General features: G+C 36.9%; 10 protein-coding genes and 1 pseudogene. 8 read left to right on the top strand and 3 right to left on the bottom strand.

From position 1 onward, the window contains the following. Nucleotides 1-632 precede the first annotated feature (632 nt). Nucleotides 633-1,124, bottom strand: a complete 492-nt coding sequence (locus tag ACFVSW_RS09680; RefSeq protein ID WP_387315154.1) for a DUF4188 domain-containing protein — start codon at nucleotides 1,122-1,124, stop codon at nucleotides 633-635. 2 nt (nucleotides 1,125-1,126) lie between these two features. After that, entirely contained in the window at nucleotides 1,127-1,678 is a 552-nt protein-coding gene (locus tag ACFVSW_RS09685) for a PadR family transcriptional regulator (RefSeq protein ID WP_387315156.1), read from the bottom strand. A 1,129-nt stretch (nucleotides 1,679-2,807) separates the two neighbouring features. Here ACFVSW_RS09685 and ltrA point away from each other — a divergent pair. Both ltrA and ACFVSW_RS09695 read left to right on the top strand, forming a co-directional pair. After that, nucleotides 2,808-4,607 (top strand): group II intron reverse transcriptase/maturase, encoded by a 1,800-nt coding sequence (gene ltrA / locus ACFVSW_RS09690; protein ID WP_387315159.1) that lies wholly within the window; start codon nucleotides 2,808-2,810, stop codon nucleotides 4,605-4,607. A gap of 587 nt (nucleotides 4,608-5,194) precedes the next feature. Continuing rightward, on the top strand, nucleotides 5,195-5,347 hold the full coding sequence (locus ACFVSW_RS09695) for a hypothetical protein (RefSeq protein ID WP_387315161.1): 153 nt from the start codon (nucleotides 5,195-5,197) through the stop codon (nucleotides 5,345-5,347). A gap of 81 nt (nucleotides 5,348-5,428) precedes the next feature. Here the strand turns inward: ACFVSW_RS09695 and ACFVSW_RS09700 are convergent, their stop codons facing one another. Further along, a complete protein-coding gene (locus ACFVSW_RS09700) occupies nucleotides 5,429-5,773 on the bottom strand; it encodes a hypothetical protein (protein ID WP_387315163.1) in 345 nt (114 codons plus the stop codon). Between the two features lie 407 nt (nucleotides 5,774-6,180). Between ACFVSW_RS09700 and ACFVSW_RS09705 the strand changes: the two genes are divergently transcribed. The 6 genes and pseudogenes from ACFVSW_RS09705 (at nucleotide 6,181) to ACFVSW_RS09730 (ending at nucleotide 12,397) form a co-directional block, all read left to right on the top strand. Beyond that, on the top strand, nucleotides 6,181-6,750 hold the full coding sequence (locus tag ACFVSW_RS09705; RefSeq protein ID WP_387315165.1) for a dihydrofolate reductase family protein: 570 nt from the start codon (nucleotides 6,181-6,183) through the stop codon (nucleotides 6,748-6,750). Between the two features lie 429 nt (nucleotides 6,751-7,179). Next, nucleotides 7,180-7,683: a GNAT family N-acetyltransferase gene (locus tag ACFVSW_RS09710; RefSeq protein ID WP_387315168.1), complete on the top strand. Its 504-nt coding sequence runs from the start codon at nucleotides 7,180-7,182 to the stop codon at nucleotides 7,681-7,683. 319 nt (nucleotides 7,684-8,002) lie between these two features. After that, nucleotides 8,003-9,352: an RNA-guided endonuclease TnpB family protein gene (locus ACFVSW_RS09715; protein ID WP_387315170.1), complete on the top strand. Its 1,350-nt coding sequence runs from the start codon at nucleotides 8,003-8,005 to the stop codon at nucleotides 9,350-9,352. Between the two features lie 688 nt (nucleotides 9,353-10,040). After that, complete coding sequence (locus ACFVSW_RS09720; protein ID WP_387315173.1) at nucleotides 10,041-10,250, top strand: hypothetical protein; 210 nt, start codon at nucleotides 10,041-10,043, stop codon at nucleotides 10,248-10,250. 272 nt (nucleotides 10,251-10,522) lie between these two features. Continuing rightward, nucleotides 10,523-11,035: a GNAT family N-acetyltransferase gene (locus tag ACFVSW_RS09725; protein ID WP_387315175.1), complete on the top strand. Its 513-nt coding sequence runs from the start codon at nucleotides 10,523-10,525 to the stop codon at nucleotides 11,033-11,035. Between the two features lie 585 nt (nucleotides 11,036-11,620). Next, nucleotides 11,621-12,397, top strand: a pseudogene (locus ACFVSW_RS09730) (putative protein N(5)-glutamine methyltransferase). The last annotated feature ends 1,019 nt before the right edge of the window (nucleotides 12,398-13,416 follow it).

A 13,416-nucleotide genomic window follows, 5' to 3' on the forward strand; every position in this document is an offset into this window, starting at 1 on the left:
TTCGTTACTCTGATTCATCTATTCACTTCCTTGTTTATTAATGGGGAATATGCTGATGATGAAAGCACACCATCCCAAACATATACTACCCAGCTTAAGTAGTTTTACTCACTATGTTGGTTCAAGATATACTTGTCTTATCGGCAGTCATTTTTTCTTGTTCAACCAAAGGGTGCTAGAGTTGAAGAACCATCTGCCAATTTGGTGGCTTTTTCTTCTTAAGCTAACGAAGCAGTTTAGTTGAACAATCGCCATTAGCTTTTATTCAACAATCGGGCCAGATTGTGGAGGAAGAGTTAGGGATATTATTGGTATTTCATTTAAGTTTGTTTTGGATTAATCGGAGTGAGCCATATCATAAATAGAGACGGTTTTTAAGTTAATGCCATCTTTTCTGTTGAAAAATCCTTGAAGAAGTACTTTTTTGTGATTTTAAAAGATAAATTTATAATTTATGACACAGTGTTGGAATCATTATTACGAAAAAATGGAGTAAACCAAATCAAAAATAAATTTAAACCGCACCTTTAGATGCGGTTTAAATTAACTATTTCCCTTAATGCTTAATTCATCTAGCTTTTTAAGTAATAGATTTATTTTTTTATAATGGATTTGGAGGAGTTTTAAGGGTTTTAGTCTTTTTTCGCTTCGATACTATTAAGCCGTTCACGAGCGGAATTTTGGCTTTTAGTAACCGGGATATGATTTAACGCTTTTCCAAGACCGTAAATTGGCATATTTCCATAAATTGATTCATAATTTCCGCTATTAATTTTATAAGTTTCATGATATATCCCCACTGCGTCGTTAGCGCCTACTTTTTTATTGAAGTTTTCCCATGCTTTCAAGTGTTTCTCATTTCTTGCATAAGAAAGAAGGTCTTCAGTTGAACGCCAATATTGAATCATGACCGTCGTTCTGAGGCCAAAATAGCTTTCCATCGATAAAAAGCCTAATGCATCTTTGTTCGTATACAGTTCTTTAATCATCCCCGGCATGGCGTTAAATACTGGAAGCCACTTATGCAGTGCTAAGCGCTTGTTTACCCTCATACCAATAATGAAGACGACGATGTCCTCTTGATTTTCAGTTGTGTAACGCCCAGTATAGATTTTTTTGACCATTTTTATTCCTCCTTTGAAATTTGTCCAAGAGTAAAGGTGCACCAGTCAATTGCAGCCTTTGTTACTCTTTTTCCATAATCTAATGTAAACAACCAATACAACGAATCCTCACCATTATCATTGTATTTGGAAATGGCCTGTGCAATACTTTCATACGTTTGGTAACGAGCATCTAATTTTTGCTTATAATTTTCGATGAGGAATACTGTGCTTTCCTTGGATTGATAGCGCCCAAAAAATAATTTAAGCAAAATTTCATTTCGTTCAATGGGAATTTGGTCAATTGGTCCTTCCAACCAGTTTTTTAACGTTTCGATTCCTTTTGAAGTGAGGAAATACTCATTTCGATCAGGCTTTCCTTTTTGTGAAGAAATATGGACTTCTGCTAATCCATCTTCGACAATTATTTTTAATGTCGGATATATTTGGCCATAACTAATTTTCCAAAAATGATTTAAGCTTCGATCGATTAGCTGCTTAATAGCATAACCAGACTTGCATTCCGTAGTTAAAATACCAAGAATGGCATATGTTGTATGAGTATAATTTTCCAAAGTAATCCATCCTAACTAAAAGATATATATCATTTAGATATATCGTACGAAATTTATTTGGGAAAAGATACTAAATTAATAAAAAAATTTGTAAGAAGACTTATTACCTAAAAAGTTTTTGGGATATTTCGGATATTAGATTGATAATGGACTGTCCCCGCAATACTGTGAAATTTTGTGGTGTTAGTGCGGCAAACAAAATGCCTTTAGTTCCCGTATAAGTTCTGTTTGTGAACTATTAAAAACCGCCGCTTAAATAGGTACGCTGAACCGTATCATAAATAATATTCAAAATTGTGTTATTCAACAATCGGGCGCATTTCTTGAGCAAGAAATGTGCCCTTATTCATGAATTTGGCCATATTGTGGAGCAATACCTTTAAAGAAAATTGATTGTAGGTTGAAATTTAGAAGGGATTGTGAAGAAATATACTGTGCGAAACGTTTCCTTATAAGTGCCAAAGCACGAAAAAGGAGGATTGCCGAAAGGCAATTACAACTGATTAATCGAAACTTGGAATGAAAGCCGTCATGTTGAGCTGAAACGAGTTATCTAATACTCCTACATGCACGGAATGGTAGTAGTCCAAACGTGTATGAAGCTAGGTGAAGTCGGCTGAAATGTACCTAAGTTCTTAAATAGAATATGGTTCATGATAGGTCGGGATGCTACAAAATATCTAAGGTGAGAATGTCCAGATGGACTGACGAACTTGCGAATGTACGGGTCTAGAATTTAATACGCTCGAAAGACGTATGCTGTAAATGCAGTGTCAAACACCGAAAAGTACGACTAGTATATAGGAACCTCGGAATATCTAACTAATGAGGATATAGAATTGACAGGCTTAAAGTAAGCACCTACGGATATATGTAAAGCTAGGTTAATCGGAACGTTGTAAGTAAGAAACATTCACTATTAAAAGACTACTATCTGGATGGTGTCTATAAGATAAATAAACATCGAAGTGACTTTATTCTTGCGAAAGTAGGGATATAGTACAAACGTGTAACGAACGTGGAGGGATGGTCCCAAGTCTTATTCTTTGAAGGCAAATCAATTTAATGAAACTCACAGGGTCGAGTAAGATGATGGGATTTTCCGCAAGGAAGGAGACACAATCCATCGGTGAGTACAGCTTTACGGCATGCAGAATATTACAGTATGCAAGACATATTTGATGACCTTTACGAGCGAAGTAAAAACAATGCTACAAAGGGTTTAAGGCTATATGAACATATCATATCGAAAGACAATATCTTATTAGCCTTTCGAAACATCAAAGCGAATACAGGTTCAAAAACAGCTGGAACTGGTGGCATCACGATTGATAAATATAAAATTGAAAACGTTGATGAATTTATTGAAGGAATTCGAAATGCATTAAAGAATTATAAACCTCAAACGGTACGAAGAGTTGAAATACCTAAACCGAATGGAAAGAAAAGACCATTAGGAATTCCAACTATGAGAGATAGATTAATACAACAGATGTTCAAACAAGTATTAGAACCAATTTGTGAAGCTAAGTTTTATCACCATTCATACGGTTTCAGACCAAATAGGTCAACCCATCATATAATGGCTAGATGTCAGTTCTTAGTCAATAATGTGAAGCTACATCATGTAGTAGACATTGATATAAAAGGTTTCTTTGACAATGTAAGCCATTCAAAATTAATTAAACAAATGTACAGTATAGGTATACGGGATAAAAGAGTATTAGCCATTGTTTCAAAAATGCTAAAGGCACCAATAAAAGGCATAGGTGTTCCAACTAAAGGAACTCCGCAAGGAGGTATCCTATCCCCCCTTCTATCGAACATTGTGTTAAATGATTTAGATTGGTGGATAGCTAACCAATGGGAATGCTTAAAACTAAAACATTCTTATACACCTAATAGTAAGATTAGAGCGTTAAAGAAAACGAATCTCAAACAAATGTATATCGTCAGATATGCGGATGACTTCAAGATTTTTACAAATTCTCATGAATCAGCTATTAGAATACATCACGCCACCAAAGAATATCTAAAAAATCAATTAAACCTTGATATATCTTCCGAGAAATCAGCGATTACTAATCTAAGAAAAAGAAAATCCGATTTTCTAGGTTTTTCTCTCAAAGCAGTATCCAAGCGTAATAAATACGTAGCCAATACACACATTTCAGATAAAAAGAAGAAAAGCATACTAGAAAAACCTAGATATTTAATTCGCGAAATTCAAAATAAGCCAACACCAATAACTGTTTTGGATTATAACGTTTATATTCTCGGAATTAAAAATTACTTTAAGATCGCAACTCATATCAATAAAGACTTTGGAAAAATAGCCTATCGTCTAATGAAAACTATGTATAATCGTCTAAAATCAATTGGGAAGTATGGAAAACCAATTAATCCATCGGAAACATACAAGAGACTTCATAAGAATAATTTCAAAACATATAAAATTGCTGGTTTATATTTATTTCTCTTAGGAGATACACAAACAAGTAATGCTATGAACTTCAGTCAAGATATATGTGACTATACAAAAGAAGGAAGGCTCAAACTTCATCAAAATCTCAGAGTGGACATTGCCATAGAAATAAACAAGATGTTACAAATACCTTACGGCAAAGACAACTTAGAATTTGCAGATAACAGAATCTCAAGGTACTCTATGCAATTAGGCAAATGTGCTGTAACAGGGGAATTTTTGACATCCGATAAGCTGCACTGTCATCATAAGTTGCCCCGACATATGGGTGGTACAGATGAATTTAGCAATCTTGTAATCGTACATGAAGATGTACATAGATTAATCTATGCTACAAATGAAAAGACGATTGAACGATATAGGAACATTCTTCAACTGGATGGAAAACAATTGAAGAAGCTAAACCAATTTCGTAAAGTTTGTAATTTAATTGCTTTAGTCTAAAAGATTAAGATGGAACGCCTAATGCGGTGAAAGTCGCACGTTGGGTGTGGAGCAGGGGAAAAGATGGAGATCACATCAAAGTCTTACCTATTGCTATTAAACTACCATGAAAATAAGTTTCTTCAAGAATAGAAAAATGACAATACTTAAGATGACCCTGCTCAATCGTTTAAAAAAAAGAGGAGAGAGTTAATTAATAAGTCTATGGAATAGGGTTGACTGGATTAAGGTCAGATCAGTATTGACACTTCCTACCCATTTTCATTCACTGTGGTGCAGCGCTGATTTTGTGCTGCAAGGATGGCTAACGGGTCCATTACTAGAACGACGGTAATGCTTCTTCTAATTGAAGTAACGGGATAGTTGATGAAGGTTTGGAAAACTTTGTGTGGTATAAAGAGACTAATTAAACTTGATAGTATGGTTTTTTCACGATAAAAAACAGCTCCGTTGAATCATTAACGAAACTGTTTTTTTATAAGGGATAGGGTCGGGAAAATGCGAATTTACAACAATAGGAAGAAGACCACTCACATTGTTTCAATTTCTTGAATATATATACTTTAAAGAAAAGGTGGGACAATAGTATGGACTTTATTGAAACTTTGGTTTTTGCAGCTCTGGTTAGGTCTGTAACCAACGATAAAATGACAAGATATCTTTTTATTTTATTAATAATTGTCCTGCGTATCATAAATTCAAGTGAGAATTTTATTGAAACAAATGAGCCAACTTCATAATGTCTTATAAGACTTTTATCAAACTGCTTAGCATTTTAAATCCGCAATTCCCTAACTCTTTTTCTAATAATAGAAAATTTTCTAGTAATAGTATGGGTACGGGTATGGGTGCGGATACCCTGGTGCACCAAAACCTAGACCTGGGTAAAAACCTAAACCTGAGCCTGGTCCGCCTAATCCAAGACCTGGAGCATATCCAACTCCTGAGCCTGGTCCCCCTAAACCAATGCCAGGATGAAAACCAGGTCCAATGCCTGGACCACCAAAACCAAGTCCTGGACCAAAACCAAGCCCTGAGCCTGGACCACCAAAACCAAGTCCTGGCGAAAAACCAAGCCCTGAGCCTGGTCCCCCTAAACCAATACCAGGGTGAATCCTTTCATCTGTTGAATGGGCAATATAATTTACATTATTATATGGAATCACTTTTATCCCCCTCATTTCATTATGCATTAGAGTATATTCTTTCTCTGAGGGAAGCTCTTGGGTGATTGACCTAAATAATAAATTATTTACCTGACATATGCGGATTAAATTAACATTAAATTTTTTATCCAACACCTTTCGGAAAGTCAATTCCTTATTATCAAGAAAAAGATTGTGAAAAAGTGCACTCAAACTAACGATGTGCTTTACTTGAACAACGGAAATGCTCCTTTCTTCTTCAAGTAAATGGCAGTTTTGCGCAACAATGTTGTCTTCAAAAAATTCAGATTTCAACTTGAACCTTACGTAATTTAATGATGTATAATGAACGTAACAGCAGGATGAAACGCGGGCCAACGGCCAAAAAAATCGAACAAAATAAATTCGAAATCGGAGGAGAAACGGACATGAGAAAACTCGTATTGTTCATGCATGTGTCGCTGGACGGGTATGCGTCGGATTCGAACGGAGGACTCGATTGGATTCCGTACAACGAGGAATTTGAGAAATACGCCGAGGAGGTCGTAGCCGAAGTCGGAGCTCCCGTTTATGGACGCACGACGTATCGCATGATGGAGAGCTACTGGCCCACGGTGCTGGACAATCCGAATGCGTCGAGGCACGATATGGAGCATGCCAAATGGCTGCAGGATGTTAAGAAGATCGTCATTTCCGGCACGATGGACAAGGTGGAATGGAACAATACGATGCTGATCAAGGACAATATCGCAGAGGAAATCAAGGTACTCAAAGAGCAGCCCGGCAAAAATCTCGTTATCTTCGGCAGCCCGGGAGCGGCGAAGACGCTGCTTAAGCTCGGCCTGATTGACGAATTCCTGCTTACAATTTGTCCGGTCGTCCTGGGCGGCGGAAAATCGGTATTCGACGGCGGCGGCGAGAAAATCAGGCTCAAGCTGCTATCCAGCCGAACGCTCAAGTCGGGCGTTATCGCGGCCCGCTATGAGTTGGAGAAATAGTCGTACAAGGTGTTCCGCTAACGAAGAACGATAGCTTAATAAACCGCCCTTTACGGGGCGGTTATAGTTTTGGCTGAAAATCAACATTGAGAATTAACATAGCCAAAAAAATAAAGTTTGAGGTGACTGTTCAATATGGGCAGTCGCGTTTTTTATTTTAACAGGATAGATTGTGAAGAATTACACTAAAAGTAAAGGGGGCGTTAATCGAAGAAGGCTTAACGCTTTTTTTGTTGAAGTTATTAAGATAACGGGCAGATTTGTTAAAGATTGAAATTAATTTTAAGTAGGAATTAGTAGAGATAATTAAAGGATTTTTCGAAACTAATATTGAAACATGTTTTTATGAACATTAATTTAATTTTCGACTACCAAGTAAAATAAAATGTTTCTCGTGAGAATATCATGACTTGAAAAGGAGGTTATAAAATGACAAATAAATTCTCGTCAATGAATTTTGAAATAATAACTGAACGGCTCTACTTGAGTATGTGGGAGGAATCAGATGCATCCTGGTATAGGGAACTTGTTGGGGAACGGGGCATTGCCAAGCCAACTCTTGTTGCTGCTCACAAAAAAGTTATCAGTTTTCGCGACAGAGCACTGGAAAGTGGTATAAGTCTACTCACGATCCGACGCAAAGATGAGGGAGATTTTATTGGATATTGCGGGTTAATTATCGGTCGTTCTACTCTAGAAGAGCCTGAAATCGCTTACGAACTGTTCCAAAGAGTCCACGGTAATGGCTATGCGACTGAAGCTGCATCGGCTATTATAGAAGCTGCGGTCGCAACTGGACGGCGACGTCTGTGGTCTACTGTGCGTTCTTGGAATAGTGCTTCCTTTCGAGTTCTTGAAAAGATTGGTTTCATTCGCCACCATAGTAAATGGGACGAGAATGGAGAACTTGTTTGGAACATGCGTGATTTTTAGATAAAAAAGGTTTGTTTTACAGATTTTCCGAACGAGAAAGCCCATGCAGGGCGTTAGCACGTCTTTAGACATGGGATGAGAGTGAGATCAAATGCGGAGTACCACTAGAAACCGCAAGGTTTGTGGTACTTCAAGCATTTGAAAATATCACTATCTTTATTTCCCTATAATTGTTTTAGAAATTTATAAAAATTGATACAATTAAGGTGATGGCGAATATATGTTCTTGTTTCGTATTCGCTGCTTGGAAATGTGTAGAGTACGATTAAGCGATACGTTGAAAATCAAAAAAGGCGTAACTAGAAAGGAGCTGAATCCTATGGCAAGAAAGAGTACACCAACTTATACAATTGAATTTCCGCTAAACATTCTCGTTTGGCAAAAACACCGATTAGAGAAGAAATTTAAGATTGCTCGTACAGTCTACAATTCTTGTCTAGGTGAAGCTCTCAAACGCCATAAACATGTAAAAGCTGATAAAGAATATCGCAGGCTGCTGAAAGAACCGAAGTCCAAAGGACGTGATCATCAACTTTCAGAGATACGTTTAGCCTGCGGCTTTTCTGAATATGGTTTGCACGATTTCGTGAAACAAGTTCAATATAAATTCAAGGAAAATATCGGCAGCTTTGAAGCACAAAAACTTGCGACAAGAGCGTTTCAATCAGTAGAGAAACTACATTTTGGCAAGGCTCGAAACGTCCACTTCAAAAAGTTAGATGATAATATTTCTGTTGAAAATAAATCAAACAAAACGGGCTTGAGATATGCAGACGGCAATATCCTATGGGGCGACAAGCCAACCAAGAAATGTCCAAACCCTAAGAATTGGTTGTGTATGCCGATTGAATCGAAAGCCAATGATGAATATTCTCACCTAGCCTTTATGGATAAGACAAAGTATGTGCGTATCTTGAAACGTGAAGTACGGGGGAAAGTTCGCTATTTTGTACAACTTATTCAAGAAGGTTATCCACCAACAAAACGTAATCGAAAAGTTGCGAATGATGAAATCAAACGTGTAGGGATTGACATTGGTTCCTCTACAATTGCATTTAGCAGCGAAAATACCGTTGAACTTCGTGAGCTTGCACCAGAATGCCATTTGGATCAAGCCGAATTAGGACGTATTCAACGTACAATGGATCGGTCGAAACGAGCGACTAATACGGACAACTTCAAGGAAGATGGCACGATTAAGAAGGGTCGCTTAGAATGGAAATACTCCAACCGATACAAGAAACTTCGTAAAATACGCAAAGAATGGTATCGGAAAATGGCTGTCCGGCGAAAAATATCGCATGAGAAGTTAGCGAATGATATTCTTGCACTAGGTTCTGATGTACGAGTAGAAACCATGAGGTTTCAGTCGCTTCAAAAGCGAACAAAGAAAACAACCCGCAACAAGAAGAATGGCAAGATTAACCGCAAGAAACGGTTTGGTAAATCAATCGCCAATCATGCCCCAGCCATGCTCCTCACAATTATTGACCGAAAACTAGGCTATCAAGGACGATCCATTAAGAAAATAGATACCTACGCTATAAAAGCGAGTCAATTTAATCATGTCACTGGCGAAGATAAGGGTATCGTTGAGAAGTGTACTAGGCAAGTTTGCCAATATACCCTAGAACCTCACTGCTTTAGCGGTGGGAGTTGTCAGGAATAAACACCATTCGACTATGAAGATTACATAGTTAGAATACTTAGTTCCAAAAGTGAAAGAAGACTGACTTCTTTACGTAATATCAGAAACGCTTGAATGAGTTAGCTTTTTTATTTTGAAAGAAATATGCACATAAATTAACAGATGCTGTCCTTAAATAATAAGGGTGGTCTTTTTTTGTACAAAAAGTTGCGTTCTTAAATAACGAGGAGATCTTTTTCTTATAATATAAACGGTCCAGCATTCCTGTAATAATTGAAGATGAATCTAAAGTTTGTGAACAAATGTACTTAAACTATTGGGTGCTTTAACATAGTAATCAATAAAATTAATATGCTATGCAAGTTTATATGCACAATTTGCATTTTTGGCTTTTTTTACATTCATAAAACATACTGCTATATACATCATTTTTTAATTGCCAAATACACCGAAAGGGACTCCAAGACAAGAACTTAAACGCTTATCTAGGAATACATATAAACAAAGATTAATGGCGCACCATTCGAAGGTTTTGTATCTGATACTGTATATAAAAAGCAGTTTAGTTTAATAAGGTACCTTCCGTCTGTTTAATTGAGTGCCATCTCATGTTATAATAAGTAACTTAGGATAATTTCTACTTTTACTTACAATTGAACGGATGCCAAGAAAAGCCTCCGCAAGCGATAAAATATGGAGGTGTAAGAGAATGAATAAACGATGGACGATTGGTAAAATTAATGAATTTGTTGAGAGCAATTCGGAAAGTAAGTTGCTAACGACGGAATATAACGGTTTTTCTCAAAAGTTACTATTTAAATGTGCATGTGGTAGCAACTTTGAAAAAACATTAACGAAATTTAAAAATAATAACCAACGTAAATGTGACGTGTGCCAACCGCCAAAAGCGACACGATAAAGTATAGGGAATAAACAAAGTGCCAATTTCTATTAAAGAGAAGTTGGCACTTTGTTTATTTTATGGGAGGATAAAAGTGGATTAAACTAAAGTGGAGGTTTAGTCGAATATTCTTTCTTAAACTAACTGGTGCGATGCTTCAATAACGAGGCATCGTTTATTCTAATTTAAGTAACGGACAGGTTTATTTAAACAACATTAGCGTTAAATAGAGGAGTTTTAGATTTCGTAAAGAAAGAGTAAATAATAATTAGTGAGGAGATGAAGAAAATTTGGAAGGAAGTAAACATATCATTAAGATAAAGCCTTGGGAAGATAATGACCTTGATTTACTTTTTCGTATAAATGCTCCAGAAATGATGCAACATCTTGGAGGTCCAGAGAGTAAAGAGCAGATTTTGAACCGACATAAACGTTATCTTGAGCTTGGTAATAGAGGACGTATGTACAGCATTGTATTGTTATCAGGATTAGAACCAGTAGGTTCTGTTGGTTACTGGCAAACTACTTGGAATATTGAAAGTGTATATGAAACTGGATGGAGCGTTCTACCCTCGTATCAAGGGAAAGGTATAGCTACAAAAGCAGTTAAGTTAGCAATAGAAGAAGCATCTAGTGATAACAAATATAGATACATTCACGCATTCCCATCGATTGATAATCCTGCTTCTAATGCAATTTGTCAAAAGCTTGATTTTCAGTGTATTTCCGAGTGCGAATTTGAATATCCCCCAGGAAGCTTTATGCAGTGCAATAATTGGCGTTATAACTTAATTGGACAATAGCTGATTTTTTTAGGTCATATTTTTTAAAAGGTTTGTGACGAAATGTACTTATGCTAACGGCGGCAAGAGTTAAAGAACCATCTGCCATTTTCGGAGACTTTTTCTTATTGTGCTATTGGGCAGATTTATTCAATAAGCAGTGCTTTTTTATTGAAGTAGGAACAGAAGAGTTAAATGAAAAAGAATATATTATTAATATGAGGAGATGATTTTTTGGTTCGTTTGTTGGAAAATATATTCCAATTATCAGCAATCATACTACTCCTATGTTCATTCTATTATTATCGACATTTTAAAAAAATTAAGAGAGAAAGAAGATTAACCTTATTTGAATTTTTAATTTATGTCATAACTCAAGTTGCACTTTACCTTTGTGCAGGTAGTTATTTACTTCTGTTTTTGGATAGGAATTTTGGATAGAAATAATTAAACAAACGGTTTGCTGCGGTGACCTTTTTTTTATTTCTCTAACCTGGCAGGTTGAAGAAGGATTTTTCCAATTTTTAACGAACTTCCTATAATAACCCTTATAAAGGATGGGTGGTATTTATAGGAGAGCAAATTAATTTTTATATTGATGTCCAAATTAAAAAAAGTATAATCGAGAAACTTCAGAACGCCGGTTGTGTTTTCGCAGAAGAAGAGGCTAATCTTCTTAAGTCTGAGGCGCGGACATTGGATGACCTCTTCACTTTGGTTAATCTTCGAATAACTGGTACCCCCCTTGAACATGTTCTTGGTTGGGCGGAGTTTTGCGGCATCAGGATAGCAGTAGACCCAGGGAGTTTTCGTCCCACGCCGCCGTACTGAGTTTCTCGTCCAAAAGGCTGTTGCCTTTTCTATTCCAGGAGCAAAAGTTGTTGACCTATGCTGTGGTACTGGAGCGGTGGGTGTCGCGATAGCCAAAGCTCTGGGGGGGATTGAGTTGTATGCAGTCGACATCGACCCAACTGCAGTGCACTGTGCCCGCCGCAATGTTACTAGCCAAAGTGGTTTCGTATATGAAGGAGACCTCTATGAACCACTACCAGCCAAGCTGCGTGGTAAAGTCGATATCCTAGTTGCAAACGCTCCTTACCTACCTACCAAGGCAAGCAAGCTGCTTCCTCAGGATGCACATCTACATGAACCGAAGGTGGCCCTTGACGGAGAGATGACGGACTTGATATTCAGCGAAGAGTGGCAGAAGAAGCATCTCTCTCGCTAACTTCGGGCGGGCATCTATTAGTAGAGACAAGCCAAATGCAGGCACATCAGACCTTTGAAATCTTTAGCCAATACGGACTAATACCTCAATTAGCACACAATGATGAGCTGGACGCTACGATCGTTATTGGAACCAAACCTACCCCTCTAGAGTAAATGCGGGAAGCTATTATTTTCGCAATAAACTTGATAATTGCTTGAATGAGGGCTAGTACTTAAATCTTTTCCTAACGCTTTTTGGATTGAAAAATAACATCCATACCTTTTAATGCTTTTTTCTGTTGTTTCTGTATCCATCATTACTTGGATATGGATAAATTACGCGAAGGAAGTAGCACAATTTCGGTATACAAATTATATGATGTTTGAGGAACTTTTTAAAAAAACAAGCAAAAGAATTAAAACGCGAGGAAATCGAAAATAGGTTAAATGCGATTATGAAAAAGTTTGAACCATAATTTTTGTTACTAAGAACTTATAGGTTCGGATCCCAGACACGCTAACGCTTTAGCTCACTGGGGGTCTGACCCTATTTACCATTTATTCCATCTAAAATAGCAAAAAAAATACTGCTATCCATTGGACAACAGTATTTTTAACAATTTACTTTATTTGATTTCTATGCCCAGCCTGGATTTCAAAGCAATAGTGATAGCCAGAAAACATGCTATATTCACCTGTTACGATACGAATTTTCCAATCCGGACTGATGTGTAATGAAGCATTTTCCGCTACTGCGACTAAGTTATTTAACATACTACTAGTTACAGTGAGCAAACGGATCTTGATAGAAAATTGTAACGTTTTATCTTCTTTTGTAGAAAACAACCAACTAGAACATTAATCATGCTAAAGTGAACAAAACATATCTGAGGAGGAGAGGTAATGCAGTATATTGATAGTTTCGGTTGGGGCCTAAATATAATTCTAATGATTTGTTTTGTTTTAGCATTATGGGCGCTAATGAGAAAACCGAAAGAAAACCGAAAGAACACAAAGAAGAATATGTGAAGTAATGTACTTAAACAAACGGGTGGCCAAGCAACGCTTAGAGGGCATAGCTATGTCTTTTTTGATATGGATTGCTTTGTTGAGGGAACTATCCATACAATATGACGTTCAACTTCCAAATTGTAATGCTTTGTATGCGATTATATTCGAGAATAAAAATGCAA

Origin of the sequence: Neobacillus sp. NPDC058068, assembly GCF_042885335.1 — a bacterium.
Classification (GTDB): Bacteria; Bacillota; Bacilli; order Bacillales; family Cytobacillaceae; genus Neobacillus.

Bases quoted from the DNA above. Each gene is read 5' to 3' on its own strand.
- ACFVSW_RS09680 (WP_387315154.1), bottom strand. From the start codon at position 1,124: ATGGTCAAAAAAATCTATACTGGGCGTTACACAACTGAAAATCAAGAG.
- ACFVSW_RS09695 (WP_387315161.1), top strand. From the start codon at position 5,195: ATGGACTTTATTGAAACTTTGGTTTTTGCAGCTCTGGTTAGGTCTGTA.
- ACFVSW_RS09705 (WP_387315165.1), top strand. From the start codon at position 6,181: ATGAGAAAACTCGTATTGTTCATGCATGTGTCGCTGGACGGGTATGCG.
- ACFVSW_RS09710 (WP_387315168.1), top strand. From the start codon at position 7,180: ATGACAAATAAATTCTCGTCAATGAATTTTGAAATAATAACTGAACGG.
- ACFVSW_RS09715 (WP_387315170.1), top strand. From the start codon at position 8,003: ATGGCAAGAAAGAGTACACCAACTTATACAATTGAATTTCCGCTAAAC.
- ACFVSW_RS09720 (WP_387315173.1), top strand. From the start codon at position 10,041: ATGAATAAACGATGGACGATTGGTAAAATTAATGAATTTGTTGAGAGC.